This window comes from Leisingera sp. S232 (assembly GCF_049800895.1).
GTDB lineage: Bacteria > Pseudomonadota > Alphaproteobacteria > Rhodobacterales > Rhodobacteraceae > Leisingera.
Map to the genome: position 1 here is coordinate 57,749 of NZ_JBNAFX010000009.1, position 25,621 is coordinate 83,369.

Consider the following 25,621-nt stretch of genomic DNA (forward strand, 5'->3'; position numbering starts at 1 on the left):
TGCCATGACGGATCTGACTGAAATCAAGGCCGTTGCCCGCAAGGCCGCCTTTGCCCGCCGTAAGGAAGCGCATGGCCGCAACCTGCCCGGCGTTGCGGGTCATTTGGCCGAAGTGCTGGCAGGCTACCGCGGGGTGCCGCTGGCGGGATACATGCCGATCCGCACCGAAATCGATCCGCTGCCCGTGATGGCAGAGGCCGCTGCATATGGCCCTGTGGGTGTGCCGGTGATCATGGGCGAGGGGATGCCTCTCAAGTTCAGCCGCTGGCAGCCCGAAGGCGCGATGCGCGACGGGCCATTTGGCGCCCGGGTTCCAGAAGTGGATGACTTCTTTGAGCCGGAAATCGTTGTGGTGCCGCTGGTTGCCTTTGATGCCAAGGGTGGACGGCTGGGCTACGGCGGCGGTTTCTATGACCGTACTTTGGAGCTGTTGCGCGGCAAGCGTGCCACCCTGGCGATTGGGTTTGCATTTGATGCGCAGGAGGCTGAAGACCTGCCGCTGGAGCCAACAGACCAGCCGCTCGACATGATGGTGACGGAAAGCCGCATCCTGCAGTTCAGCCGTTGACGCAGCACTGGCTGGATTTGGAAAAATCCTGGCAAAACTTTTGAAAAGTTCAGCTCTGCCAATGCACCTCTTGTCCTGAGCCCGGCAACGGCGTACCACGCCGGAATGCGAATTCTGTTTCTAGGCGATGTGATGGGCCGCGCCGGGCGCCGTGCTATCACCGAAACCCTGCCGCGGCTGCGTGATGAGTGGCGGCTCGATTTTGTTGTGGTGAACGGCGAAAATGCCTCCAACGGCATGGGGCTGAGCGGCGAGCACGCCAAGCTGATGCTGGATGCGGGCGTCGATTGCCTGACGCTGGGCGATCACGCTTTCGATCAAAAGGACATGCTGCAATTCATCGAGAAAGAGCAGCGCATCATCCGGCCCCTGAATTTTGCCAAGGGCGCACCGGGGCGCGGCTTCCGCCTGTTCCAAGCGCCGGGCGGGCGCAAAGTGCTGGTGGTTCAGGTGCTGGGGCAGGTGTTCATGAAACGCGCCTTTGATGATCCTTTTGGCGCCGTGGAGGCAGTGCTGAAAGCGCACCCACGCGGCGGGCTGGCACAGGCGATCATTGTTGATGTCCATTGCGAAGCCACTTCCGAGAAGATGGCGATGGGGCATTTCTGCAATGGCCGTGCCTCGCTGGTTGTCGGCACCCATACCCATGTGCCGACAGCAGATGCGCAGATCCTTTCTGAGGGGACCGGCTATCTGACTGATGCGGGCATGTGCGGGGATTACAATTCGGTCATTGGCATGGATAAGGCCGAACCGATGCGGCGTTTCCTGACTGGCATGCCAAAGGCACGGTTCTCTCCGGCAGATGGTGAGGCAACCCTGTCCGGCGTCTTTGTCGAAACCGATGACCGCACCGGGGCGGCCAAGCAGATTCGCATGGTGCGCAACGGTGGGTTGCTGCAGGACGCAGGCGTCTGAACCAGTTCTGCCGTTCCGGCAAATTGCCAGCAGCGGGAGAAATACCCCCGGGGGAGGGTGTTTTCCGGAAAAACACCTTTTCAGTGCCTTATGACCTGCAGGCTTTCGAAGATCCTTGCTCAGCCCTGGGGTTTCAGGGACACTGCGCGATGGCGGAGCGTTGACTCCGACCTTAACAGAATGGGCAAAGTCACGGTTTATGCAGTACTTCCAGTTTGGTGACACCGGCAGCGCGATCCTGGCGCTTGTGATTGTCCTGGCCATGTTTGTGGCGTTTCTGCGAGAGACCTATCCAACCGAAGTGGTGGCGCTCACCGGTGTTGCGGCAATGCTGGCAACCGGCGTTCTGCCCTATGATGAAGCGCTGCCGGTGCTGTCCAACCCGGCGCCCTGGACCATCGCGGCGATGTTCATCATCATGGGCGCCCTGGTGCGCACAGGCGCGCTGGATGCGTTTACCCAGATCGCCAAGAAGCAGGCCGAAGTGAACCCGAAGCTCGCGGTTGCCCTTCTCATGGGCTTTGTGGTCGCCGCATCCGCCGTGGTGTCCAACACGCCAGTGGTGGTTGTGATGATCCCGGTCTTCATCCAGATCGCCCGCACGCTCGATGTTCCGGCGTCCAAGATGCTGATCCCGCTAAGCTATGCGGCGATTCTGGGCGGGACACTGACGCTGATCGGCACGTCGACCAATCTCTTGGTGGATGGTGTCGCGCGGGCACAGGGCTTGGACCCGTTCACAATTTTCGAGGTGACGCCGCTGGGCCTGATCCTGGTCGTCTATGGTATGATCTATCTGCGGTTCATCGCGCCGCGCCTGCTGCCTGCCCGTGACAGCATGGCGATGCTGCTCAGCGACAAGTCGAAGATGAAATTCTTCACCGAGGCCGTGATTCCACCTGAAAGCAACCTGATCGGGCGCGAAGTGACCGGTGTGCAGCTGTTCAAGCGTCCGGGCGTGCGGCTTATCGATGTGATCCGCGGCGACGCTTCGTTGCGCCGCAACCTGCAGGGTGTGGAGCTGCAAGTCGGTGACCGGGTGGTTCTGCGGACCCGGATGACAGAGCTTCTCAGCCTGCAGACAAACAAGGAACTGAAGCGGGTCGACCAGGTTTCGGCAGTGGAAACCGAAACGGTCGAGGTGCTGATTACCCCCGGCTGCCGCATGGTCGGCCGCAGCCTGGGCGCGATGCGCCTGCGCCGCCGCTATGGTGTTTACACGCTGGCTGTGCACCGGCGGAATCAGAATATTGGCGTGCAGCTGGATGATCTGGTGGTGCGGGTCGGCGACACGCTGCTGCTGGAGGGCGCGCCTGCGGATATCCAGCGGCTGGCGGCGGATATGGACTTGGCTGATGTGTCTCAGCCGACCCAGCGCGCCTACCGCCGCAGCCATGCGCCGATTGCGGTTGCCGCTCTGCTCGGCATCGTACTGCTGGCCGCCTTTGGCGTTGCGCCGATCCTGATGCTGTCACTGCTGATGGTTTCCCTGGTTTTTGTCACCCGCTGTATCGACGCCGATGAGGCTTTTTCCTTTGTCGAAGGGCAGCTGCTGGCTCTGATCTTTTCCATGCTGGCCATCGGTGCGGCGCTGGAAAGCTCGGGCGCCGTCAGCCTGATTGTCAACGCCATTGCCCCGGGCCTGTCGATGCTGCCGCCCTTCCTGCTGGTCTGGGCAGTCTACCTCTTGACGTCGGTGCTGACAGAGCTGGTCTCCAACAATGCCGTCGCCGTGGTGGTGACACCGATTGCCATAGGCCTGGCTCAGGCAATGGGGGTGGATCCGCGCCCGCTGGTGGTGGCGGTGATGGTGGCTGCGTCAGCGTCTTTTGCCACCCCGATCGGTTATCAGACCAATACGCTGGTGTACGGCCCCGGCGGCTATAAATTCACCGATTTCCTGCGGGTGGGCATCCCGCTGAACCTGACGGTCGGCATGGTCGCGTCGCTCATCATTCCTTTCTTCTGGCCACTCTGACAGCCGCGGCAGGCCGGGTGGTCGCCAGATTGTCTGGCAGGTTGTCGGTGGGTGGGCGGCGAGTGGGCGGCAAAATTCCGCCATGTCATGCGCCGTTTACGTGAAGTTATTAATCCAATGCCCAAATAGAACCGGGAGAGGTTTTAAGGGTGAAGAAAATGGATTTCAAAAAAGCGTTCCTGATCGCCATTCTGGCAGGTTCTTCGGCGATTGCACTGATGTCGCAAGCCTGGGCAGAGCGCGAAGTCCAGCGCCCAGCAGAAAACGCTGCTGCGGCAAAATCCCTGTAAGGGAATTTGCCAAATCTTTTTGCCAAAGTTTTCCGGCGCCCGTTGCCCTGCGCCCGCTACAAGGGCCAGAACACCAGAATGGATGGGATGGACACAGCGATGATCAGCACCTCCAAGGGCAGGCCCATGCGCCAGTAGTCGCCGAACCGGTAGCCGCCCGGACCCAGTACCAGCGTGTTGTTCTTGTGACCGATCGGCGTCAGGAAGGCGGCTGAGGCCGCGACCGCCACGGCCATCAGGAACGGATCCGGAGAAACACCCAGGGTCTCTGCCATCTGGATGCCGACAGGGGCCGCAACAATGGCGGTGGCCGTGTTGTTCAGCACATCCGACAGGGTCATGGTGACCACCATCAGAACGGTCAGCACCGCCCAGGCCGGCAAACCTGCGGTCAACCCGGTCAGGGTATTGGCAATCAGCGCCGTGCCGCCGGAACTGTCCAGCGCTGCGCCCAGCGGGATCATGGACCCCAAGAGAACCACCACCGGCCATTCCACATGGTCGTAGATTTCGGCCACTGGCAGGATCTTCAGCAGCACATAGCCAATGGCCACCAGGCCAAGCGCCACCGGCAAATAGATCAGCCCCAGCGACGCCGCCAGCACGGCGGCGGCAAACAGGCCGATGGCTGCCCAGGTCTTGTCATTGGCGGTGACAGACAGCCCGCGTTCGGCCAGCGGCAGGCAGCCCAGCCAGTCCGCCACATCGGCGCTGCGCCCGCGCGGTGACAGCAGCAGCAGGATGTCTCCCGCCTCGACTTCGGTCTGGCGGATGTGGCGGGTGATCCGGGTGCCTTGTCGGGAAATCCCCAGCAATACCGCGCTCTGGCGCCAGGCCAGTCCGATGGATTGCGCACTGCGGCCGCGGATGCGGGCGGTCTCCGGCACCACCAGCTCTGTCAGCTCCAGCCCTTCACCGGCGGCCGTCAGCTTTTCGGTCCGCGCCGCATCAGCAAATTCCAGCTTCAGCGCGCTGCGGAATTCATCCAGCGCCTCCGGTTCCGCCTCGATCACCAGCGTGTCGCCGGCACGCAGCAGGGCCGCAGCAGAACGACCGTAACGCCGCTTGCCGTCGCGAATCAGGCCCAGAATAGCGACATCCGCTTTCTCGGCTTCCTCATCCAGTTCACCCAGGCGCTTGCCGGTCAATTCGGACCCTTCGCCCACTGTCAGTTCAGCAATATAAGGGGCAAGCTGCGCCTCCGACGCCCCCGCAGCATTCTCCCGCGCCGGGATCAGGCGCCAGCCGGCCAGCGCGACAAAGGCAAGCCCCGCCAGCGCCGCAATCCCGCCGACCGGGGCGAAATCGAACATCTTGAACGGCTCGCCCAGCGTCTCGCCGCGGATGGCGGCAATGATGATGTTGGGGGGCGTGCCGATCAGCGTCGCCATGCCACCAAGAATGGTGGCAAAGGACAATGGCATCAGGCTCAGCCCCGGCGCGCGGCCCGCCTTGCGCGCGGTCTGAATATCCACCGGCATCAGCAAGGCCAGGGCCGCCACATTATTCATGAAGGCCGACAGCACAGCCCCGACGCCGCCCATCAGCGCGATATGGCCGCCAAGGCCCCGGGCGCTGTCCACCAGCGTGCGGGTGATCAGGAACACAGCCCCTGAACGCACCAGCCCGGCAGAGACGATCAGCACCAGTGCCACCACCAGCGTCGCCGGATGGCCGAACCCCGCAAACGCTTCTCCCGCAGGCACAACCCCCAGCACCACCCCCGCCATCAGCGCGGCAAATGCCACCAGATCGTAGCGGAAACGCCCCCACAAAAGCAGGGCAAACACGGCGGCAAACAACGCAAATAAAACGGCTTGATCATATGTCATGGCGCCAGCTTATCCCCGAAACCCCGAGGAACAAGGGCAAAGCGGGGCAGGGGCGCTTGAAAGCCGGCGCTTCCCAAGGCTATATGAGCGCTAATTCAGAAATTCAGCAGCAAGGATGCACCATGGCAGGCCATTCAAAATGGGCTAACATTCAGCACCGCAAAGGCCGTCAGGACGCGGCGCGGTCAAAACTGTTTTCCAAGCTGGCCAAGGAGATCACCGTGGCCGCCAAGATGGGCGACCCCGATCCCGACAAGAACCCGCGCCTGCGCCTGGCCGTGAAAGAGGCCAAGAGCCAATCCGTCCCCAAGGATGTGATCGAACGCGCAATCAAGAAGGCCATCGGCGGCGACGCCGAAAACTATGACGAAATCCGCTATGAAGGCTATGGCCCCAACGGCGTCGCGGTGATCGTCGAGACAATGACCGACAACAAGAACCGCACCGCCTCCAACGTGCGCTCCACCTTCTCCAAGAACGGCGGCAACCTGGGCGAGACCGGTTCGGTCGGCTTCATGTTCGAGCGCAAGGGCGAAGTCAGCTACCCGGCCGCCGTGGGCGACGCCGACACAGTGATGATGGCCGCCATTGAGGCCGGCGCCGAGGATGTCGAAAGCTCCGAGGACGGCCACATCATCTATTGCGCTGACACCGACCTCAACGACGTGTCGAATGCGCTGGAGGCTGAGCTGGGCGAGTCTGAGTCGACCAAGCTGGTCTGGAAACCCAGCACCACCACCGAGCTGGACCTGGAAGGCATGCAGAAGCTGATGAAACTGGTGGATGCTCTGGAAGACGATGACGACGTGCAGCGCGTCACCACCAATTTTGAAGCCTCCGACGAGGTCATGGCGCAGCTCTGATCCAGGGCCTGTGATCAACCGGAAAGGCCCGCAGCTAAGGCGGGCCTTTTCTATTTAGGCCGGTTAGGTCAAGCGGAATGATCTCCTATGCCTGCTTCGCGGACAAAGCTGACTCCACAACGAACATCTCCAACGGCAGCTTTATTGCTCCGGGGTCAAATCGCGGACAACGCGAAACCCCACCGCTGGCGCCCAGTAATCACTTGAAATTGCAACGCGTCGGGCGGGTCTAGCTAACTCTACCTGCCCGGCATACGCACCCCCCTTTATCGAACGCTTACAATCTGGGCGGTCTGCATCTACTGCCAAGTATTGACTGGACGTTTCTAAGCCGCGATGCGGTCCTTCTCCGCAGGAACTTGTGAATTCACCGGCGTTACCGGACATGTGTCGTAGTCCCCAATCATTTGCCGCATCGAAATTGTCTACCGGCAAAAGTTCCCTGGCACTTCCAAAATCATGTTTCCATACGCGTTCACCATCCACAACTTCGATGCGGTAAATCATATAATTTGCCTGTTCTAACGTCAGAGTGTCGCCTTGCGCATACCTCGTTGTTGTGCCGGCGCGTGCAGCGTATTCCCATTCCGCTTCAGTCGGAACCCTGTAGACATTTGCCCCCACCTTTTTGTTGAGCCAAGACGTGTAGTCATTCATCTCATAGTAGGTCATGCCAGTCATTGGGCTGCGTGGATGGGTTGCATGTGGTCCTTTTGGAAGGCGAAACCTGACCCGTGTATCTGGGTTTGGAACACAATCGAAGGCTTTGTCACACGAAATATACTTAGTGCGTGGGAGGTCCTTTTGGCCCTTTTCGCAGCCACCATCTTCAACGCAGGCGGCCCAATCTTCGCGCGTCACTTCGTTGCGTCCCATTGCGATTGGCAGATCGATTGTAACCTTATGGGGGGGCACTTCGTGTAGAAACGGATTGACAGAATACTGGGGGTCATCCTGTTGGACGACGTTTCCACTTGCATAATATTGTCTTAGCCCCTCTTCAGGTCGATCTGGATCGATGCCAAGGTTGGAAAAGGACTGTCTGAGCTTCAATTCGTAGTCAGATGGGTCGCGGTTCGTGCTTTTATAGGCGCGTATCTGCGCAGCATTCGCCTCTTGCACAGTTGAACCCATTTGGAACTCACCGAGCGGTAGAACTATCATCTCAGGGCAAACATCACAGTCTTGAAATACGTCGAGGGTGTTCACCCTTTCGCCGTTCGCGGTGACGTAAACTTCTTCTGCAGATGCAACGACCCCAATCATCAAAAAAGATAGCAGGCCCGATAGGCCAAGTGGATTAAACATCAATTCTTCCAAATAATCTGGTTAGGTTTCTCTAAACATATGAAAATTGGCGTGTGCTTCAAAGCCGACATTCACATTCTTTGCAGCAATCGTTGTTTTGGGCTCAAAGCGGCCAATAGCCCAGGGGCTGCTTATCAGGCATAAACGCCTGCCATGATGATCTATCCCGGCAAGGGTCTTGCTTCTTTTCGAAGTCGGCACGGGGCCGCTCCATGATGGGGGCGGAAGGAAAGGCATCCCAATCTTTCCTACGGACTGCGGCTGAAGCCGCGTTCAACCCCGCCCCGGGATTGCCTGCCCACCCGTCCCTGCACGGGACATCAATCCGCGCGTTCAGCGCGAATTCTGGCGTGCTGTATCAGGCGGTTTGTGCCCGCCAGCGGAATTCGGTTTTGTCAGTCCACATCCGGTGTAGAATGATGGCCAGGCGCCGGGCAACGGCAACAAGAGCCCTGAGCTGCCCTCTGCGCTTCGTAATCGATCGCCCCCAAGCCTTCAGTCGGGAGCTTTTGGTGTTCCGCCGCATGAGCGCGCCAGCAGCCTCCACCAGTGCCCGCCGGACATTGGCATCACCACACTTTGAAATGCCGCGTCCGTGATCAATTTCGCCGGATTGATAGCGTGCTGGCGTTAAGCCAAAGTGAGCGGGAACGGCCCGGGAGCGCCGGAAACGGGCCGCCTCGTCTACGCCAGTGCGGAATGTAAGGGCAACCAGCGAGCCGAAAGAGCGGCCAGCATGTGCTGTGCCTCGACGCATATCACAGGATAGCCTGCCGCAGCAAAGCCGCTGTAAAGCCATTGGGACAGCGGGCCAGCTTCGAGGCCAACACGCCGGTATCGGCCAGCAACTTTCTAAAGCAGTGCTGCGATTGAAGCTGGTTCACTTTCCACCTTCGCTTCTTTGATCAGTTTCCCTGCGCTATCCAGGATGCAAACGCTGGTCGAGCGAAGCGATACGTCCAAGCCAACAAACAGATCCATGACTATACCTCCTTGATGTGGTCATCAGGAGCCTGCTCGCATTTCTGCCGAACTGTCACCCTCCTCAGCGCAGCGGAGCAGCCCTAATTATCCCATCTTTTCTGTTCGGCTTCTTTCTGGAGGCAAATACCCCGGGGTGAGGCCGCAGGCCGAGGGGCAGAGCCCCTTGCGGTCAGTCCAGCTTGCGATAGCGCAGGATATTGCCGCGCGGCAGATACATCAGCACCAGCTCCAGGTGGTCGACGTAGTCGATCACATAGCAATAATCCTCCCCGGTTTCCTCCTCGCGGGCATAGAGGTACGGGCCGCCGCCTTCAAAATCGCGGCACCATTCGGAGACGGACAGGTAATCGCGCCCGGAGTAGGCCCCGTCATATGTGTTTTCCCGCTCGGCCCCCAGCACGGTGAACTGGGCGTTGGGATCGTCTTCCGCATACCAATGCCCCTGCAGCTTGCCCAAAAGCCCATCATGCTGTGTCCAGGGACGCACCGTGACATCACGCAGAACCACATCGGCAGTGCGGTCGTAGATGGCTTCCAGATCCCCTTCCACCGTGAGCGGGGTGCCAATGTCCAACGCCTCCATGACGGAGAAAACAAACTGTGGCGTCCGCCCGTCATCGCGGACAAAGAATTTGGTCCCGCCGGCGTGGAAACTGCACTCGCGGCCCCCTTCCGAGTGACATTCCTGCAGGATGACATTGTCGGTGTAAGGCTCGCCGTAGGTGCCGGGTGTGCTGCCGGATGGTGCCGCGGGCGTCTGTGTGGCAGGGGCCGGATTGCTGCCGGCTGCATTCAAGGTAAGGGTGAAATGCGTCGCCGTTTCCCCGGTATCCAGCTTGCGGAAACCTTGCGTGTCATACCCGCGCGCGCCGCAATTGCTGTCGCCATGGATCGTGAAAACCTGCGTTGTTGTGCAAAAACTGTAATCCCCGCTGGCAAATGCTTCGCCTGATGCGTTGGCGCGGTAGTAGTAATACCGCTTCTTCAGATCGCCGCTCACCAGTGTCTTGCATTCTGCGGCGGGAATGTTCCACCAGCCTTCGGATACCCATTCGCCCTCGCTGGAATAGCCGATGGCCAGGCTCAGGCTGTGTCCTGCATTGTTGCAGATTTCCAGTCCTGCCAGCGCCGGCGATGCAGCCAGCCCCAGGGCCGCGGCCAAAATATAGTGTTTCATCAAATCCCCCGGTTGATATGTGAAACGCTAGGGGGGAATGCAGAGCCGGACAAGAAAAACCCGCAGGCACCGACCTTTCCGCCTATTTGCGGAGGACACCGCCGTCCTGCAGTTCAGCCCGGCTCGGCAGCCACAGGCCAGTGTGCGCTACCGCAAAAATCCGGTCAGTGAACTCTGCCTCTACGCCTTGTTCCAGCAGGAAGGCCCGGTCCTTTTCCTGTTCCGTCTTCAGATCCACCTGCGGCAAGGCGCTGGTGAACAGCAGGGTATAGCTGTGAAAGCCAAGCTGCCCCTCCGGTGCCAATGTGCGCTTTTGCCCGGCGGCAAACATCAATGTGCAGGCAGAGGCGCACAGCCCGTTTGCGCGAGTGTCCCAACCCTGCCTGCGGATCAGCTGTGCGGCGCCGCGCGCCTCGGCAATCAATCCGCCGGGACCGGAAAGCTCAGCCTGCACGATGCCGGGGTGATCAGCCGCCAGCTGCCGCAGCCGCTGCGTCAGGCCAAAAGTGATTTCGCCGTCAAAAGTCAGTACCCGGCCATCCCCGGAAACGGACAGGCTGTAAAGCGCCTCACGCTCTTGTCGCTGCTGTTCGGCATAGGCCGGCTGTTCTTCGGCGCGGGCAATCAGAAAGGCATCCCACCACAGTGCCAACCCGCCAAGCCCTGCAAATAGCAGCAGCAAATAGCCTCCCCAGACCGGCGCCATGGCTCCGGTGCTTTGGATATGGGCATCGGCACTGTGCAGAAAGGTTCGCGCCTGCCACAACAGGAACACCCCGTCTGCGGCAATCAGCACAATGACCAGCGGCACCGGCAGCCTGATCCAGTGAGCAAGCGCCAGCCATCCCAGCAGAACAGCCGCCCGCGGCATCAGCACTCGCAGCACCAGGCTGCTGCGCAGAGAGGCCGTGCCGCGCGTCATCCTCTGGTCAACGTCATTCAAAAACCTGGCAAATCTGCTCCAGCGGTTTTTTCAGCTTGGCAACCGCTGGAACGGTGGCTTCTGCTGCCGGATGGCCAACGGCGATGATCATTGTCGGCTTTTCCGAATCCGGCCGGCCCAAGGCACCGTTCAGGAACTTCATCGGGTTCGGTGTGTGGGTCAGGCTGCACAACCCCGCCGTATGCAGCGCCGTCAGCAGCACACCGGTGGCAATGTTCACGCTTTCCGGAACATAGTAGTTCTTGTAGCGGCTGCCGTCGTCAAACTCGCCCCAGCGCTGGGCGAAGACCACGATCAGCCAGGGCGCCGTTGTCAGATGCGGCTTCTCGGCATTGGTGCCGATGGGCTCCAGCGCCTTGATCCATTCATCACTGGCACCACCTGCATAGAAACGGCGCTCTTCCGCTTCGGCCTCCTCCCGGATCTGCGCTTTCAGTGCCGGGCTGGAGATTGCGGCGAAGAACCAGGGCTGGTGATTGGCGCCCGATGGTGCGGTGCCTGCGGCGCGGATGCAGTTTTCGATAACCGCGCGCGGCACCGGCTGAGCGGTAAAGTCCCGCACTGTGTGTCGCTGTTGCATATGCGCCAGAAATTCAGCAGTTTTTTCCTGCATTTGCGCATCTGTGAATTCTGCCCGGTCAGGCAGGGGGAGCGGATCATAACTCAGGGTTTCTTTGGCGAACATGCGGAGCCTTTCCAAATAGGGTCAACGGTTTTGCGTCAAATATTGTCTCGCCGATTTCTGCACGGCGCGGGTCACTTCGGCAAGAGCCGGCGCCATGACCCGCGCCACTTGCCAGGTGAGCGGCACAGGCAGCGTGGTGTCGGGGATCAGCGGCACCAACTTGCCGCAGCGCAGGTCTGCCTCTACCATCCTGAGCGGGTTCATTCCCCATCCCAGGCCTGCAGCGGCGGCATCTATAAACGCCTGTGTCGAGGGCAGGAAATGCGCAGGCGGCGCCAGCCCCGGCGCGACGTTCCGCTCCAGCCAGTGCCTTTGGAGGTTGTCTTTGTTGTTGAAAATCAGACAGGGCGCGCGGGCTGCGGTTTCTGCTGTCACCCCGTCCGGGAACCAGCGCAGCATAAAGCCCGGACTGGCGGTTGCCGCATAATCCAGCGTGCCCAGCGGATAGGCGTCAAACCCTGTGACCGGTTTTGAACTGGCCGTGACCGCAGCAGATACTTCCCCCCGCTTCAGCCATTCGGCACTGTGGTCCTGATCATCCACCAGCAGGTCAAACAGCACGCCGTCGACGGCTGCCATCGCATCAATGAACCAGCTTGCCAGACTGTCTGCATTGACGGCGATCCGCAGCCTGACCGGCCCGTTATCCGCGTCCAGTGCCAGTTCCCGCGCCAGTTGCGCCTCCAACAGGCCGATGTCCTCTGCATGTTTGGCTATCCTGAGACCGGCCGCCGTGCCGGTGCAAGGCGATCCGCGCAGCACCAGTGCAGTGCCAATGCGGTCCTCCAGGGCCTTGATCCGCTGCGAAACAGCAGAAGAGGTCACCCGCAAGGAATGGGCGGCTGCCTCGAAGGTGCCGAATTGCAAAACAGCGCTGAGCGCGGCGAGCTGGCTGGGGTCGATCTTCATTAGAAACTCTAATCTGACTTTAGCCTCTTTAACTGGATTAATGTTCGGACGGGCGTTAGTCAAACCCCAGCTCAACGATGGAGACACAGATGCCCCCCAGCCTGATTGCCGGATTTGCCCTGGGCCTGAGCCTGATCATGGCGATTGGCGCCCAAAATGCCTTTGTTCTGCGCCAGGGGCTGCGGCGCCAGCATGTGTTCTGGATCTGCCTGACCTGTGCGGGTTCGGACGCTGTTCTGATCACCGCGGGTGTTTTTGGCTTCGGCTCTCTGGCACTGGCGCTGCCTTGGTTCGAACAGGCGATGCGCTGGGGCGGCGCAGCTTTCCTGCTGTGGTACGGCACTCGGGCTCTGCGCAGCGCGTGGCGGGGCGGAGAAACGCTGGAAGCCGCGCAGGACGGAGCAGGGGGCGCTCTGCTCCCGGTCCTGGCGACCGTGCTGGCGCTCACCTGGCTTAATCCCCATGTTTACCTCGACACTGTGGTGCTCCTGGGGTCGATTTCAGCTCAATACCCGGACCCGCTGATCTTTGCTGTCGGCGCGGTTATCGCCAGCTTTGCTTTCTTCTTCACGCTGGGCTACGGCGCAAGCCTGCTGGCACCGGTGTTTGCCCGTCCGCGGGCCTGGCAAATGCTGGATGCCCTGGTTGGTCTCACCATGTGGGCCATTGCCGCAAAACTCCTTCTGATGTGAGACCGCTGGAGTCGGATGTCACCCGCATCAAGGCCATTCAGCCGGAGCATTCTGCCCACACGGAGCAGTTATTGCTGCCTCCCGCAGAAATAATTCACATGTGAAGTCTTGCGCCGCCGCCCGAACGGGTGTTGATGTCAACCGATGAGCCAGACCGCCGCCCCCATCCCGCAAGCACAAAGCCCCTTGAAGGGCGTGTTCTGGATGGTCGTGACCGGCCTCTGTTTTGTTGCTGTGACGGCGCTTGTTAAGTCGCTGGGCACCCGCATCCCACCGGCCGAAAGCGCGTTTTTGCGCTATCTCCTCGGCCTGGTGTTTCTGATCCCGATGGCGGGCGCCCTGCGCAGGGCGCATCTGACGCCGCGGCTGTGGGCGCTGTTTGCCGGCCGCGGTGCGGTGCACACCGCCGGGGTGATCCTGTGGTTTTATGCCATGACCCAGATCCCGCTGGCAGAGGTCACGGCGATGAACTATCTGGCGCCGGTCTATGTCACTCTGGGCGCAGCACTGTTCCTGGGTGAGAAACTGGCATTCCGGCGCATCTCCGCCATCGCTGTTGCTCTCATCGGTGCGCTGATCATCCTGCGGCCCGGCTTCCGCGAGGTCTCTCCAGGCCATATCGCTATGCTGTTCACCGCAATTTCCTTTGGAGCCTCCTATCTGATCGCCAAATTCACCGTCGGCAGCAACAGCCCGGCAGTGGTGGTCGGGATGCTGTCAATTTTTGTCACCATCGGGCTGGCGCCTTTTGCTTTTGCAGTCTGGGTGACGCCGACCCTGACCGAGGTTGCAATCCTGTTCGGCGTGGCCTGCTTTGCCACCGCCGGCCATTACACAATGACCCTGGCCTTTGCCGCTGCGCCGGTTGCTGTCACCCAGCCGGTGACCTTTCTGCAGCTGCTATGGGCGACGCTCTTGGGGGCACTGGCCTTTGGCGAGCCGGCGGACATCTGGGTGATGTCGGGCGGCGGGCTGATCCTTGCGGCTGTCAGCTTCATCGCCTGGCGCGAAGCGATGATCAAACGGAAAACTCTTTCATCCTCAGCCCCCACTGCAGGGGCCTGATCAGGCGGAATTTGCACAGGTCCAAATGGGCAGCCACAATAGGCAGCGCGCAGCAAACAAGACTGTTTCACCATCCGCCGTCTTGGTGGTGGGCATTCAGGGAATGACCAGATCGACCACCCGGTGCGCTGCGGCGCGGGCGTTTTCCGGGTTCAGCACGTCTTCCGATTGCGCCGCCTGCAGCCAAACCCCGTCCATATAGCACTGCAGCGCCTGTCGCGCGGTCTCTACCTGGTCAGCCGGCAACAATGCCCGCAGCTCGGCCAGAACATGGCTGCGCACGCGCGCCCGATTGATTCGATGCAGCCGGCTGAGACGCTGTGAATACGGTGCATTTGCCCAGAACTGCATCCAGATGCTGCATTGCGGGACAGTGAAAAGCCCGTCGGCAAAGTTCGCATCCATCACTGCATAGAGCCTTTCACGCGGTGTGCGCGCAGTGGCGTAGCCTGCGCTCATGGCGCGCCGCAGCTTGGCCAAAAGATGCAGCATTGTGGCTTCCATCAGCCCTTCCTTGGAGCCGAAATAGTAGTTGATCGAGGCTGCGGATGCTCCGGCCTCCTGTGCGATTTCCGCCATGGTTACAACGCCGTAGCCGCGCTTGTGCACGGCCACGATGGTGGCTTCGATCAGCTCTTCGTTGCGGATGTCCCGGATGCGTTTCCTGCTCATGAATTAGTTGTGCTGTAAATGGGCCGTTGTTTCAACTGTTGTTAGGTTGAAATGAAAACTTGAATGAGTATTTAAAAAACTGTTTGGCGCTTCAGTCCGCTGTGGTATGCCTTCCATCCATGTCTAAGGGCGGAAACCGCCCGGAAATGGGAGGGACATATGACTGCAATCATCTCGTTCGGGATTCTGCTGGCCTTTGCGCTGGTGGTATTCTGCGTGATCAAGTGGTGGAACGTCCGCAACGTCGGCGTGACCCCGGTTCACCTTTTCACCTTCATCGCAATTCTGTTCACCTCCGGTCTGGACGTGGGGCTGATCATGTTCCCGCTGGCCTGGGACTTCCCGCTTTATGCCGATACCGCAGCAGAGCCTGCCTATGGTTTCACCAACCCGCTGGCGCTGGAATTCGGCTTCTGGGGGTTCCTGATCTGGGGCTTCTACTTCCTCACCACTTTCTATTTCTGCGTGGTGGAGCCGCGGGTGAAGTTCTTTGAAATCCCGCTGGTGAAATGGATCAACAACATCGTCATCATCGGCACCTGTGCCTTCACTGGCGCTCTGTTCCTGAACTATCTGCCCTATTACGCCACCTTCATGGGTGACGGCGAAAATGTAATCCCGGAATTCTTTGTCATTGTCTTCCTGGTGATCCTGTTTGCGGCCTTTTCCTCCACAGATATCAAATACGTCCGGATCTTGTCGGTGGGCTCCACCGCGCTGTTTCTGGCACTGATCTTCGGCATGTGGGCCTATGCCGGTATGGGGCTGGGCGAGTTCGCGGCCACAGCATCCAACATCGGCGGCTATTTCGCGAATATCCATAAATTCATCTTGCCGCTGACCGACTATCACGAATTCTACCTTTTCTGGTGGTTCGCATGGTCGATCATGATTGGCCAGTTCACTTCGCGCTTTGTCGGTGGTCTGAAGACCTGGCAGGTGCTGGCAGCACTGCTGATCTTCCCGTCGATCCCGCTGGGCCTGTGGTTCTCGGTCCTTTATTACTACCACCTGAACAGCATCGAGCTGACACTGATGATCAATGTCTCCATGCTGGTGGTGGGCATCATCTTCGTGGTCAACTCCTTTGACTCGCTGATCCGGCTTTACACCGACAACCTGAACCTGACCGCCAAGCGTTTCGGTACCTTGCCTTATGTGCTGGGCAACGCGGTTGTGCTCTTTGGCCTGACCTGGGCGTTCAAGTCCGACTGGCTGAAGATCGAGTGGATCGGCACCGCGGTGATCGGCCTCTACCTGGCATGCTTAGCCTACATCGTGCTGTTCAAGCGCAGCGAAGTGATGAGCATCGATGCCTCGCCTGAGGAAAACACGCTCGACTTCAACAAGATCAAGACAGCCCATTAAGGGCGGTCTCCCGGCTGGCCCCCAAGTTTCCCCAAATGCGGGGACCAGCCGTCAACTACCTGGCAGAGCCTTCGGGCCTGCCAGGGGCCTTTGCAAAGCATTGCCAATACTTGGGAGGTCCGCGATGAGTGCCCCGAATATCCTGATCCTGATGGTCGACCAGTTGAATGGGACATTTTTCCCGGACGGCCCCGCCGAATGGCTGCATGCTCCGAACCTGAAAAAACTGGCGGAGCGTTCCGCCCGCTTTAAAAACGCCTATACCGCGTCGCCGCTCTGTGCCCCTGGCCGCGCTTCCTTCATGTCCGGTCAGCTGCCCTCGCGCACCGGCGTCTATGACAACGCCGCCGAATTTCGCAGCGATATCCCGACCTATGCCCACCACCTGCGCCGCGCGGGCTATTACACCTGCCTCTCGGGCAAGATGCATTTTGTCGGCCCCGACCAGCTGCATGGGTTCGAGGACCGGCTGACCACCGACATCTACCCGGCTGATTTCGGCTGGACCCCGGACTACCGCAAGCCGGGTGAGCGGATCGACTGGTGGTACCACAACATGGGGTCCGTCACCGGGGCAGGGGTGGCGGAAACCTCCAACCAGATGGAATACGACGACGAGGTGGCCTACAACGCCACCGCCAAACTCTATGAGCTGTCGCGCGGGCTGGACGACCGCCCCTGGGCGCTGACCGTCAGCTTCACCCATCCGCATGACCCTTATGTAGCGCGCCGCAAATACTGGGATCTTTACGAGGATTGCGCGCAGCTGCTGCCCGAAGTTCCCGCCATGGACTACGAGGACCACGACCCGCACACCCAGCGGATCTTTGACGCCAACGACTGGCGCAGCTTTGATATCAAAGAAGAAGACATCAAACGCGCCCGCCGCGCCTATTTCGCCAATATCTCCTACCTGGATGACAAGATCGGCGAGATCCTGAATGTGCTGGAAACCACGCGGCAGGAGGCGATCATCCTGTTTGTCTCCGACCACGGCGACATGCTGGGCGAACGCGGCCAGTGGTTCAAGATGAGCTTTTATGATGGCTCCGCCCGCGTGCCGCTGATGATCTCGGCGCCGGACCTGCCCGCAGGCCTCATTGAAACCCCGGTGTCCACGCTGGATGTGACCCCGACGCTGGGCGCGTTGGCCGGTGTTGACATGGCTGAGATCGCCCCCTGGACTGACGGCCAGAGCCTGGTGCCGCTGGCCAATGGGACAGAACGCAACGAACCCGTGGCCATGGAATACGCCGCCGAAGCGTCCTACGCGCCGCTGGTGTCGCTCCGCTATGGCAGGTGGAAATACAACCGCTGCGCGCTGGACCCCGATCAGCTGTTTGATCTGCAAGCAGACCCGCACGAGCTGAACAACCTGGCAGACGATCCGGCCCATGCCGGCACGCTGAACACCTTGCGCGCCAAATCCGAGGCGCGCTGGAACCTGGAGACTTTTGATGCCGAGGTGCGCGCCAGCCAGGCCCGCCGCTGGGTCGTCTACGAGGCGCTGCGCCAGGGCGGCTATTTCCCCTGGGATTACCAGCCGCTGCAAAAGGCTTCCGAGCGCTACATGCGCAACCACATGAATCTCGACACCCTCGAGGACAGCAAACGCTTTCCCCGTGGCGAATAACCCAAAACCAAGATCCCGCCAGTTCTTCTGGCCCCAAATATCCCCGCCGGAGGCATGAAAACTATGACCCACCCCGCACAGCCCAAAGCCAGCCATTTCATCAATGGCGAATACGTCGAAGACACATCCGGCACCCAGATCCCGGTGATCTATGCGGCGACAGGTGAGCAGATCGCCACCGTCCACGCTGCGACCCCGGCAATCGTCGAACAGGCGCTTGCCAGCGCCAAGGCTGCCCAGAAAGAATGGGCGAAGATGACCGGCACCGAACGCGGCCGCATCCTGCGCCGCGCCGCCGATATCATGCGCGCGCGCAACCATGAACTCAGCGTTCTGGAAACCTATGACACCGGCAAGCCGCTGCAGGAAACCCTGGTTGCCGACGCCACTTCCGGCGCCGACGCGCTGGAATATTTCGGCGGCCTCGCAGGCTCCCTGACCGGCGAGCACATCCCGATGGGCGAGGATTGGGTCTATACAATGCGCGAGGCACTCGGCCTGTGTGTGGGCATTGGCGCCTGGAACTACCCGACCCAGATCGCCTGCTGGAAAGGCGCGCCTGCGCTGGCCTGCGGCAACTCGATGGTGTTCAAACCCTCGGAAACCACGCCGCTGTGTGCCCTGAAAGTGGCCGAGATCTTGCATGAGGCCGGCGCCCCCGCTGGCATTTACAACGTCATCCAGGGCATGGGCGAAGTGGGCGGCGCGCTGGTTACTGATCCGCGCGTGGACAAGGTCTCGCTCACTGGCTCGGTGCCGACGGGCAAAAAGGTCTATGCTGCGGCCGCGACAGGCATGAAACATGTCACCATGGAACTGGGGGGCAAGTCGCCGCTGATCATCTTTGATGACGCCGATGTGGAAAACGCCGTCGGCGGCGCCATCAACGGCAACTTCTACTCCTCCGGTCAGGTCTGCTCCAACGGCACCCGCGTGTTCGTGCAAAAGGGCATCAAGGAGAAATTCCTGGCCCGTCTGGCCGAGCGCACCGGCAATGCTGTGATCGGCGATCCCATGGATGAGGCCACCAGCTTTGGTCCCATGGTGACGGAGAGTCAGATGAACATCGTCCTGGGCTATATTGAGAAGGGCAAGGCCGAAGGCGCCCGCGTTGTCTGCGGCGGCGCGCGTGCAGATATGCCTGGCTACTACATCCAGCCCACTGTTTTCGCCGATGTGACCGATGACATGACCATCGCCCGAGAGGAAATCTTTGGCCCGGTGATGTCGGTTCTCGACTTCGACACTGAGGAAGAGGTGATCCTGCGCGCCAATGACACTGAGTTCGGCCTGTCGGCTGGCGTTTTCACCAACGATTTCAGCCGCGCGCATCGGGTGATCGGCCAGCTGGAGGCCGGCAGCTGTTTTATCAACTCCTACAACGACGCCCCCGTAGAGGCGCCGTTCGGTGGCGTGAAGGCATCGGGTGTGGGCCGCGAGAACTCGAAAGAGGCGATTAAGCATTTCAGCCAGGTGAAGTCCGTCTACGTCCGTATGGGGGATGTCGAGGCGGCGTTCTGATTGCCCTTTGGGCCGTCGCCCACCCACCCGCCCCGCCGCCCCAAAGGGCAATCAGGGCAGGGGGACAGGGATCGGAGCTGACAAACGGTGCTGCCCGCACTGACGGGCAGGCCGCAAGAAAAAGTAAGGCAGAGACGGGCAGGCGAGGCAGCACCCGGTCTCAGCAATGGAGAGACGTGATGAATGCGGATTATGTGATTGTCGGTGCAGGGTCTGCCGGCTGCGCCATGGCCTATCGGCTCAGCGAAGCCGGAAAGAAGGTATTGGTGATCGAACACGGCGGCACTGACGCCGGGCCGTTTATCCAGATGCCGGGGGCGCTCAGCTACCCGATGAATATGCCGCTGTATGACTGGGGTTATAAATCCCAGCCCGAACCGCATCTGGGCGGGCGTGAGCTGGTCTGCCCGCGTGGCAAGGTGATCGGTGGCTCCTCCTCGATCAACGGAATGGTCTATGTGCGCGGCCATGCGGGCGACTACAATCATTGGGCCGAGTCGGGCGCAGCAGGCTGGTCCTATGCCGACGTGCTGCCCTATTTCAAACGCATGGAAACCTGGAACGACCGCGGCCATGGCGGCGATGCGGACTGGCGCGGCAAGGATGGCCCGTTGCATGTGACCCGTGGTCCGCGCGACAACCCGCTGCATGATGCCTTTGTCACAGCTGGGGAACAGGCAGGCTATCCTGTGACCGCGGATTACAATGGCGAACAGCAAGAGGGCTTTGGCCCGATGGAGATGACGGTCTACAAGGGCCGCCGCTGGTCTGCCGCCAATGCCTATCTGAAACCGGCCCTGAAACGTGAAAACTGCGACCTGATCCGTGCCTTTGCCCGCAAGGTGGTAATCGAGGACGGCCGCGCCGTCGGCGTCGAGATCGAACGTGGCGGCAAGGTTGAGGTCATCCGGGCCAATATCGAGGTGATCCTGGCCGCATCCTCGCTGAACTCCCCCAAGATGCTGATGCTCTCTGGCATCGGCCCGGCCAGGCACCTGGCAGAGCACGGCATTGATGTGGTCGTCGACCGCCCCGGCGTCGGCCAGAATCTGCAGGACCATCTGGAGTTCTACTTCCAGTTCGCTTGCAAGCAGCCGATCACCCTGTTCAAATACTGGAATCTGTTCGGCAAGGGCCTTGTTGGGGCCCAGTGGCTGTTCACCAAGACTGGCCTGGGGGCGTCGAACCAGTTCGAAAGCGCCGCCTTCATCCGGTCCGACAAGGGCGTCGACTACCCGGACATCCAGTACCACTTCCTGCCGATCGCGGTCCGCTACGACGGCCAGGCCGCAGCAGAGGGGCATGGCTTCCAGGCGCATGTCGGCCCGATGCGCTCTCCCTCACGGGGCGAGGTCACGCTGGCCTCCGCCGATCCCAAGGACGCGCCGAACATCCTGTTCAACTATATGTCGACCGAACAGGACTGGATCGACTTCCGCAAATGCGTGCGCCTGACGCGGGAGATCTTTGCCCAGGACGCGATGAAACCCTTCCTCAAGCATGAGATCCAGCCGGGTGCCGACCTGCAGAGTGATGACGAGCTTGACGGCTTCCTGCGTGAGCATGTGGAAAGCGCCTATCATCCCTGCGGCACCTGCAAAATGGGCGCGGCGGATGATCCGATGGCCGTGGTCGACCCGGAATGCCGTGTCATCGGCGTTGACGGCCTGCGCGTTGCCGACAGCTCTATCTTTCCGCGCATCACCAACGGCAACCTCAATGGCCCCTCGATCATGACCGGCGAAAAAGCCTCGGACCACATTCTGGGCCGCCGCCTGCCGTCCTCGAACGCAGAGCCGTGGTTCAATCCGAACTGGCGCCAGGCGCAACGCTGATCCTGTTGCACTGCCAGAAAGCCGCCCGCCACCTCCCCTTTGTGCGGGCGGCTTACTTTTTGCCGGAAAATCAGTGCCATTTCCGCATCTTTTGATCCGCGTCAAAGTCGCCGGGTGGGGTGGGCCATAATCTGCAAGCGTCTCTAGGAAGAAGGAGCGAGCAGATGTCCAATACCCCCCACGAACTTGCCGAAGAATTTCCGGACAAGGCGGCGCTGATCAGCCAGCTGAAGCAGGCGGATGCGCATTTCACCAGACTGTCTGATGAATACCACGCGGTGAACCGTGCCGTGCATCGGGCCGAAACCAATGTGGAGCCGGTCAGCGCACAGGCCGAGACCGAAATGCGCAAACAGCGCGCCGCGCTGAAGGATGAGATCTGGGGCATCCTGTCCAAGGCGTGAGCCGGATGAAAAACCAGTGAGAGGGGCGCCAGCGGCGCCCCTTTTTCATGTCCTGCGGCCAAACAGGGATCTTTGCGCCTTTGCTCCAAAGGGATTCGCAGCGCCCCATTTGGACCCAATAGAGCAACAGTGCAGCGCAACCTGACCGACTGTTCAGATTTTGGCGCCGAAATCAGGAAAATCAGGTAAATTTAAGGCAAATTCGTCAATATTGTGACGGCATGCACTACCCTGCAGACAGCAGCTTGCATTTGTCCTCAGGCCGGAAGCTGCGGATGAGCCTGCGAAGGAGTAACCAAATGGGACAGATCTATCAGCCGGGAGGATGGCAGGAGATCGAAGGGGTGCCATCAGAAGTTTCTGATGCAGAAATCCTGGCCGCGGTCCGCAATGTGGTCAGAACGGAAACTGCTGTGCCCCCGGAGCCGGAGGAAACCTCCGCGCCAAGCCGCATTCGCAAGTGGCATCCAGCCAAAGCGGTGCAGCCCAAACAATCGTCCGAAGCAGCCGCCAAGGCTGAACGCGCCTTCATGGCTCGGTTGCTGGACCGCCTGCGCGGGTAATACGGCGCCGGCAGCTGTCTGCCGCATGTCCTCAGCTGACCTCATAAGGCAGCACGCCGCGCTGGTCGCTGTTGATCGTCAGCCGCCGTTCCAGCGGCGGAACAGAGCGTTGGTGGCAGTCCTTGCGCTCGCAGATGCGGCAGGAAATGCCGATCGGCTCATAGGCGCCGTCCTGATTTACATCCATGCCATCCGCATAGACCAGCGCATCCGCATGGCGCACCTCGCATCCCAGCGCAATCGCATAGCGGCGCACCGGTGCGCCGAACGAGCCGCCCGGCTTTGACACATCCCGCGCCAGCGAGATATAGCGCACCCCGTCCGGGGTCTCTGCGAGCTGCCGAAGGAAACGGCCCGGCGTCTCAAACGCCCGGTGCACATTCCACAACGGGCAGGCGCCACCAAACCGGGCGAACTGCAATCTTGTGGCCGAGTGCCGCTTGGTGATCGTTCCGGCCTGATCCACACGGACAAAGAAGAACGGAACCCCCTTGGCACCAGGCCGCTGCATGGTCGACAGCCGGTGCGCAATCTGTTCGATTGAGGCGCCAAAGCGGATCGCAAGCAATTCCAGGTCATGACGGCAGGTCTGCGCCGCTTCCAGAAAGCGGGTATAAGGCATGAGCGCCGCGCCCGCGAAATAGTTGGCCAGGCCGATCTTGGCGATGGCGCGGGCTTCTTCGCTCTGGAACTTTGCAAAATCCAGAGTGGCTTCCAGCAAAGTATTCTGCCGCAGCAGGGCGACTTGCAGCAGCATCTGAAACAGCTGGGTCTGCGGCGCCGAGCGGTTTGACAGATGCAGCACCTGAGCCTCGGGGTCATAGTGGCGCAGGCCTTCCATTTCGGTCTGACGCACGGCAATGGCGCCGCGCTCCAGTTCGGCGACCGCCGCCGCCCGGATGTCACTGGTGGCCGCAAACCGCTCTGCCGCATGGTCTACTGCATCAATGTAATTGTCGCAGTAGTGGAAAAAATCGCGCACCTCTTCCCAGGGGGAGGCCTGAATGCGCGCATCTTCCCGCCCCAGTGCCTCATCCAGGGATGCCAGCCGCTCATGCGTCTGCCGGTAGGCCCGGTGCAGCGCCAGAAAGGCCCGAGCCAGTGCCGGAGCATTCGACGCGGTCAGCCGCAGGTCGGCCAGCGGCGGCGTATCATCGGTAAAGACGGGATCTGCCATCGCCTCGCGCATGTCACTGACCAGCCGCTCGCTGTCGCCCGCGCTCAGCTCTGTCACATCCATCCCGAATTCCTGCGCCAGCGCCAGAACCACCGTGGTAGACACCGGGCGGTTGTTGTTCTCCATCTGGTTCAGATAAGGCAGGGAGACCCCCAGCTTGGCGGCAAAGTCCTTCTGGGTCAGTTCCAGCCGCTGCCGCATCTCACGCAGTTTGGCGCCTGCATATAACTTCTGGGTGGCCATGGGGCGTGCCTTTGCAAGTTTACTTTCTGCACACGCTAACTTTGCAAAGGTGTGGGGGCAAGCGGTCAGACCGGCACACCCTCGCAAAACACCTGCCGCCATTGCAGGATCTGCACCGATTTGCGCAGCCCGGTTGGCCAAAACGGGTCAGCATGCACCATCCGCAGAACCGCGTCCGAGGCTTCCGCCTCCACCAGCCACATACCGCCGCGTCCGGCCCGGCCTGCAGGTGCAGACAGGGGGTGCTGGCCCGCAAGCTGGCGGTTCTGCCCTATGCCGCCTATGCCGCGCATGGTGCCGCAGCTGAACTGCCCTGGCTGGGGTATAATCCGCGCATGGGATTTATGCCACAGGCCGAAGCCATCGCCAGAGCGGCGTCTTTGCCGGGCGAGGCCCTTTCCCCACTCAGCTTTAACGATGCCGAGGCGGTATACCTTGCTGTGCTGGCCGGACAGGGTAAAACCTTGCTGCCCCGGGCCATCGGCGCCGCGGACGCGCGCTTGCAGGAATTGACTTGCCCGGTGCAAGCTCCGTCGCGCGAGCTGTGGTTGCTGGTCCGCCGGGACCTGCGCGGGCTGAAGCGGGTCCGGGCTGTGGTGTCCTGGCTGGATGCGCTCTTTGCGCAGGGAGGCTGACGCTTACGCTCCGATCCGCCGCTCCCGCAGGATCACCAGCAGGATCGCAACCAGGCCCCAAAAAGCCGTTGCAAACATGATTGCCAACAGCGGCGCAGCCGTCGACCCGGGCACCAGCAGCCAACCCGCAAAGGCGCTGAGAGCAGCCCCTACGCCGATCATAATCGCACCGCTGAGACCCGAAGCCGTGCCCGCCAGATGCGGTCTTACGGAAATGGCGCCGGCGGTTGCATTGGGTATTGCCATGCCATTGCCGACGCCGACAAAGCACATGAGGCCAAAGAAGGTGAAGACACTGTCCGCACCGGCCATTGCGATCAGCAGCGATGCCAGCACGCCGCCGCCGTTGATCACACAACCCCACAGCACCATCCGATTGACACCCAACCGCGTGGAGTACCGCCCGGACACAAAGTTGCCGACAAAATAGCCGACCGCAGGGGCCGAGAACCAGACGCCCAACTCCGCTGTGCTCAGCCCGTAGACCTGCGTGCCAACAAACGGCGCGCCGCCGAGATAGGCAAAGAAAGCGCCCGAGGCGAGGCCGGAGGACAGCGAATATCCCCAGAACCGCGGCGAGCGCAGCAGCTCCGGGTATTCGCGAAACTGGGCCGCCAATGTCTTGCCGCTTTTGCGGGCGGTCTCGCCGAAGTCGCGGAAGGTGATCGCAAATGTGGCCGCGCCGACCAAAAACAGCAGCCAGAAATTTGTTTTCCAGCCCATCCACTGGTCCAGAAAGCCGCCGATTGCCGGGCCGATCATCGGCACCACGGCCATGCCCATGGTGACATAGCCGATCATGCTGGCGGCCTGATTGGTGTCATACATGTCGCGCACCGCGGCGCGGCTCAGCACCATTGTGGCTGCCACCACGGTCTGCGCGACCCGGAACAGCAGGAAAACTTCGGCGGTCGGCGCATAGATGCAGCCCAGCGTTGCCAGCAGAAACAGCGCGATGCTGCCCAGGATCACCGGCCGCCGCCCCATCTGGTCTGAAATCGGGCCGACAAATATCTGCACCACCGCATTGCCCGCAAGATACAGCGCCACCGACAGCTGCATCACCCGGTAATCGACCACATAATACTCTGCCATTCCTGCCAGCGACGGCAGATGCAGGTTCATGCCAAGCGCCGACAGGCCTGCCAGCAGGATCAGGGTGAAGATGCGCGGAGGCGTCCGCTGGCCTGAGGCCCGGGTATCATATGTGGACATACCATCTGCCTTATCGCGGCCCGCAGCCGGTGTCTATTGCACATTGCAAGAGACTTTCCTGTGCGTGACCGGGGCACAGTTGTGATTGAGGGGGTTTGCGGATTTTCAACTTTGCCAGCTGCGTATGCAAATGGTTTGCAAAT

General features: G+C 60.8%; 24 protein-coding genes and 1 pseudogene. 14 read left to right on the forward strand and 11 right to left on the reverse strand.

What is annotated here, in order from left to right; genetic code table 11:
- Positions 1 to 4 precede the first annotated feature (4 nt).
- The 4 genes from ACP151_RS08480 to ACP151_RS08495 all read left to right on the forward strand — a co-directional run bounded on the left by ACP151_RS08480 (position 5) and on the right by ACP151_RS08495 (position 3,754).
- Positions 5 to 568, forward strand: a complete 564-nt coding sequence (locus ACP151_RS08480; RefSeq protein ID WP_424978454.1) for a 5-formyltetrahydrofolate cyclo-ligase — start codon at positions 5 to 7, stop codon at positions 566 to 568.
- A 105-nt stretch (positions 569 to 673) separates the two neighbouring features.
- Positions 674 to 1,486, forward strand: coding sequence for a TIGR00282 family metallophosphoesterase (locus ACP151_RS08485; protein WP_424978455.1), 813 nt, complete (start codon positions 674 to 676; stop codon positions 1,484 to 1,486).
- A 199-nt stretch (positions 1,487 to 1,685) separates the two neighbouring features.
- Positions 1,686 to 3,464 carry an SLC13 family permease gene (locus tag ACP151_RS08490; protein WP_424978456.1) on the forward strand — a complete coding sequence of 593 codons (1,779 nt, stop codon included), beginning with the start codon at positions 1,686 to 1,688 and terminating at the stop codon, positions 3,462 to 3,464.
- A 158-nt stretch (positions 3,465 to 3,622) separates the two neighbouring features.
- Positions 3,623 to 3,754, forward strand: coding sequence for a hypothetical protein (locus ACP151_RS08495; RefSeq protein ID WP_424978457.1), 132 nt, complete (start codon positions 3,623 to 3,625; stop codon positions 3,752 to 3,754).
- A 56-nt stretch (positions 3,755 to 3,810) separates the two neighbouring features.
- Here ACP151_RS08495 and ACP151_RS08500 read toward each other — a convergent pair whose 3' ends face one another.
- Positions 3,811 to 5,586, reverse strand: a complete 1,776-nt coding sequence (locus ACP151_RS08500; protein WP_424978458.1) for an SLC13 family permease — start codon at positions 5,584 to 5,586, stop codon at positions 3,811 to 3,813.
- Between the two features lie 122 nt (positions 5,587 to 5,708).
- On the opposite strand from ACP151_RS08500, the gene ACP151_RS08505 reads away from it, so the two are divergent.
- Positions 5,709 to 6,449 (forward strand): YebC/PmpR family DNA-binding transcriptional regulator, encoded by a 741-nt coding sequence (locus ACP151_RS08505; protein WP_424978493.1) that lies wholly within the window; start codon positions 5,709 to 5,711, stop codon positions 6,447 to 6,449.
- Between the two features lie 141 nt (positions 6,450 to 6,590).
- Here the strand turns inward: ACP151_RS08505 and ACP151_RS08510 are convergent, their stop codons facing one another.
- The 6 genes and pseudogenes from ACP151_RS08510 to ACP151_RS08535 form a co-directional block, all read right to left on the reverse strand.
- Positions 6,591 to 7,757, reverse strand: coding sequence for a formylglycine-generating enzyme family protein (locus ACP151_RS08510; RefSeq protein ID WP_424978459.1), 1,167 nt, complete (start codon positions 7,755 to 7,757; stop codon positions 6,591 to 6,593).
- A 358-nt stretch (positions 7,758 to 8,115) separates the two neighbouring features.
- Positions 8,116 to 8,738 (reverse strand): annotated as a pseudogene (locus ACP151_RS08515) (transposase).
- A gap of 172 nt (positions 8,739 to 8,910) precedes the next feature.
- A complete protein-coding gene (locus tag ACP151_RS08520) occupies positions 8,911 to 9,918 on the reverse strand; it encodes a DUF1036 domain-containing protein (RefSeq protein ID WP_424978460.1) in 1,008 nt (335 codons plus the stop codon).
- A gap of 82 nt (positions 9,919 to 10,000) precedes the next feature.
- A complete protein-coding gene (locus ACP151_RS08525; protein WP_424978461.1) occupies positions 10,001 to 10,840 on the reverse strand; it encodes a hypothetical protein in 840 nt (279 codons plus the stop codon).
- A 13-nt stretch (positions 10,841 to 10,853) separates the two neighbouring features.
- The gene (locus ACP151_RS08530; protein WP_424978462.1) at positions 10,854 to 11,546 is read right to left on the reverse strand and encodes a nitroreductase family protein; all 693 of its coding nucleotides are present in this window, start codon (positions 11,544 to 11,546) and stop codon (positions 10,854 to 10,856) included.
- A 21-nt stretch (positions 11,547 to 11,567) separates the two neighbouring features.
- On the reverse strand, positions 11,568 to 12,455 hold the full coding sequence (locus ACP151_RS08535) for a LysR family transcriptional regulator ArgP (RefSeq protein WP_424978463.1): 888 nt from the start codon (positions 12,453 to 12,455) through the stop codon (positions 11,568 to 11,570).
- A gap of 89 nt (positions 12,456 to 12,544) precedes the next feature.
- On the opposite strand from ACP151_RS08535, the gene ACP151_RS08540 reads away from it, so the two are divergent.
- Both ACP151_RS08540 and ACP151_RS08545 read left to right on the forward strand, forming a co-directional pair.
- Positions 12,545 to 13,147 (forward strand): LysE/ArgO family amino acid transporter, encoded by a 603-nt coding sequence (locus ACP151_RS08540; RefSeq protein WP_424978464.1) that lies wholly within the window; start codon positions 12,545 to 12,547, stop codon positions 13,145 to 13,147.
- A 144-nt stretch (positions 13,148 to 13,291) separates the two neighbouring features.
- Positions 13,292 to 14,212, forward strand: coding sequence for a DMT family transporter (locus tag ACP151_RS08545; protein ID WP_424978465.1), 921 nt, complete (start codon positions 13,292 to 13,294; stop codon positions 14,210 to 14,212).
- A 96-nt stretch (positions 14,213 to 14,308) separates the two neighbouring features.
- Here ACP151_RS08545 and betI read toward each other — a convergent pair whose 3' ends face one another.
- The gene (gene betI / locus ACP151_RS08550) at positions 14,309 to 14,884 is read right to left on the reverse strand and encodes a choline-binding transcriptional repressor BetI (protein ID WP_424978466.1); all 576 of its coding nucleotides are present in this window, start codon (positions 14,882 to 14,884) and stop codon (positions 14,309 to 14,311) included.
- A 159-nt stretch (positions 14,885 to 15,043) separates the two neighbouring features.
- Between betI and ACP151_RS08555 the strand changes: the two genes are divergently transcribed.
- The 6 genes from ACP151_RS08555 (at position 15,044) to ACP151_RS08580 (ending at position 22,208) form a co-directional block, all read left to right on the forward strand.
- The gene (locus ACP151_RS08555) at positions 15,044 to 16,252 is read left to right on the forward strand and encodes a BCCT family transporter (RefSeq protein ID WP_424978467.1); all 1,209 of its coding nucleotides are present in this window, start codon (positions 15,044 to 15,046) and stop codon (positions 16,250 to 16,252) included.
- Positions 16,253 to 16,376: 124 nt separating this feature from the next.
- Entirely contained in the window at positions 16,377 to 17,885 is a 1,509-nt protein-coding gene (gene betC / locus ACP151_RS08560; protein WP_424978468.1) for a choline-sulfatase, read from the forward strand.
- A 63-nt stretch (positions 17,886 to 17,948) separates the two neighbouring features.
- A complete protein-coding gene (gene betB, locus ACP151_RS08565; RefSeq protein WP_424978494.1) occupies positions 17,949 to 19,406 on the forward strand; it encodes a betaine-aldehyde dehydrogenase in 1,458 nt (485 codons plus the stop codon).
- Between the two features lie 179 nt (positions 19,407 to 19,585).
- Complete coding sequence (gene betA, locus ACP151_RS08570) at positions 19,586 to 21,241, forward strand: choline dehydrogenase (protein ID WP_424978469.1); 1,656 nt, start codon at positions 19,586 to 19,588, stop codon at positions 21,239 to 21,241.
- Between the two features lie 164 nt (positions 21,242 to 21,405).
- Positions 21,406 to 21,645, forward strand: a complete 240-nt coding sequence (locus ACP151_RS08575) for a YdcH family protein (RefSeq protein WP_424978470.1) — start codon at positions 21,406 to 21,408, stop codon at positions 21,643 to 21,645.
- A 299-nt stretch (positions 21,646 to 21,944) separates the two neighbouring features.
- A complete protein-coding gene (locus ACP151_RS08580; protein ID WP_424978471.1) occupies positions 21,945 to 22,208 on the forward strand; it encodes a hypothetical protein in 264 nt (87 codons plus the stop codon).
- Between the two features lie 31 nt (positions 22,209 to 22,239).
- Here the strand turns inward: ACP151_RS08580 and ACP151_RS08585 are convergent, their stop codons facing one another.
- Both ACP151_RS08585 and ACP151_RS08590 read right to left on the reverse strand, forming a co-directional pair.
- Complete coding sequence (locus ACP151_RS08585; RefSeq protein WP_424978472.1) at positions 22,240 to 23,628, reverse strand: helix-turn-helix domain-containing protein; 1,389 nt, start codon at positions 23,626 to 23,628, stop codon at positions 22,240 to 22,242.
- A 65-nt stretch (positions 23,629 to 23,693) separates the two neighbouring features.
- Entirely contained in the window at positions 23,694 to 23,831 is a 138-nt protein-coding gene (locus ACP151_RS08590) for a hypothetical protein (protein WP_424978473.1), read from the reverse strand.
- Positions 23,832 to 23,870: 39 nt separating this feature from the next.
- On the opposite strand from ACP151_RS08590, the gene ACP151_RS08595 reads away from it, so the two are divergent.
- Positions 23,871 to 24,263 (forward strand): LysR substrate-binding domain-containing protein, encoded by a 393-nt coding sequence (locus tag ACP151_RS08595; protein WP_424978474.1) that lies wholly within the window; start codon positions 23,871 to 23,873, stop codon positions 24,261 to 24,263.
- Between the two features lie 3 nt (positions 24,264 to 24,266).
- Here the strand turns inward: ACP151_RS08595 and ACP151_RS08600 are convergent, their stop codons facing one another.
- Positions 24,267 to 25,478, reverse strand: a complete 1,212-nt coding sequence (locus ACP151_RS08600) for a multidrug effflux MFS transporter (protein ID WP_424978475.1) — start codon at positions 25,476 to 25,478, stop codon at positions 24,267 to 24,269.
- Positions 25,479 to 25,621 lie beyond the last annotated feature (143 nt).

Bases quoted from the DNA above. Each gene is read 5' to 3' on its own strand.
- betB (WP_424978494.1), top strand. From the start codon at position 17,949: ATGACCCACCCCGCACAGCCCAAAGCCAGCCATTTCATCAATGGCGAA.
- ACP151_RS08510 (WP_424978459.1), bottom strand. From the start codon at position 7,757: ATGTTTAATCCACTTGGCCTATCGGGCCTGCTATCTTTTTTGATGATT.
- ACP151_RS08540 (WP_424978464.1), top strand. From the start codon at position 12,545: ATGCCCCCCAGCCTGATTGCCGGATTTGCCCTGGGCCTGAGCCTGATC.
- ACP151_RS08520 (WP_424978460.1), bottom strand. From the start codon at position 9,918: ATGAAACACTATATTTTGGCCGCGGCCCTGGGGCTGGCTGCATCGCCG.
- ACP151_RS08575 (WP_424978470.1), top strand. From the start codon at position 21,406: ATGTCCAATACCCCCCACGAACTTGCCGAAGAATTTCCGGACAAGGCG.
- ACP151_RS08490 (WP_424978456.1), top strand. From the start codon at position 1,686: ATGCAGTACTTCCAGTTTGGTGACACCGGCAGCGCGATCCTGGCGCTT.
- ACP151_RS08530 (WP_424978462.1), bottom strand. From the start codon at position 11,546: ATGTTCGCCAAAGAAACCCTGAGTTATGATCCGCTCCCCCTGCCTGAC.
- betA (WP_424978469.1), top strand. From the start codon at position 19,586: ATGAATGCGGATTATGTGATTGTCGGTGCAGGGTCTGCCGGCTGCGCC.
- ACP151_RS08590 (WP_424978473.1), bottom strand. From the start codon at position 23,831: ATGTGGCTGGTGGAGGCGGAAGCCTCGGACGCGGTTCTGCGGATGGTG.
- ACP151_RS08525 (WP_424978461.1), bottom strand. From the start codon at position 10,840: ATGACGCGCGGCACGGCCTCTCTGCGCAGCAGCCTGGTGCTGCGAGTG.
- betC (WP_424978468.1), top strand. From the start codon at position 16,377: ATGAGTGCCCCGAATATCCTGATCCTGATGGTCGACCAGTTGAATGGG.
- ACP151_RS08495 (WP_424978457.1), top strand. From the start codon at position 3,623: ATGGATTTCAAAAAAGCGTTCCTGATCGCCATTCTGGCAGGTTCTTCG.
- ACP151_RS08545 (WP_424978465.1), top strand. From the start codon at position 13,292: ATGAGCCAGACCGCCGCCCCCATCCCGCAAGCACAAAGCCCCTTGAAG.
- ACP151_RS08480 (WP_424978454.1), top strand. From the start codon at position 5: ATGACGGATCTGACTGAAATCAAGGCCGTTGCCCGCAAGGCCGCCTTT.
- ACP151_RS08555 (WP_424978467.1), top strand. From the start codon at position 15,044: ATGACTGCAATCATCTCGTTCGGGATTCTGCTGGCCTTTGCGCTGGTG.
- ACP151_RS08600 (WP_424978475.1), bottom strand. From the start codon at position 25,478: ATGTCCACATATGATACCCGGGCCTCAGGCCAGCGGACGCCTCCGCGC.
- ACP151_RS08505 (WP_424978493.1), top strand. From the start codon at position 5,709: ATGGCAGGCCATTCAAAATGGGCTAACATTCAGCACCGCAAAGGCCGT.
- ACP151_RS08585 (WP_424978472.1), bottom strand. From the start codon at position 23,628: ATGGCCACCCAGAAGTTATATGCAGGCGCCAAACTGCGTGAGATGCGG.
- ACP151_RS08485 (WP_424978455.1), top strand. From the start codon at position 674: ATGCGAATTCTGTTTCTAGGCGATGTGATGGGCCGCGCCGGGCGCCGT.
- ACP151_RS08535 (WP_424978463.1), bottom strand. From the start codon at position 12,455: ATGAAGATCGACCCCAGCCAGCTCGCCGCGCTCAGCGCTGTTTTGCAA.
- ACP151_RS08500 (WP_424978458.1), bottom strand. From the start codon at position 5,586: ATGACATATGATCAAGCCGTTTTATTTGCGTTGTTTGCCGCCGTGTTT.
- ACP151_RS08580 (WP_424978471.1), top strand. From the start codon at position 21,945: ATGGGACAGATCTATCAGCCGGGAGGATGGCAGGAGATCGAAGGGGTG.
- betI (WP_424978466.1), bottom strand. From the start codon at position 14,884: ATGAGCAGGAAACGCATCCGGGACATCCGCAACGAAGAGCTGATCGAA.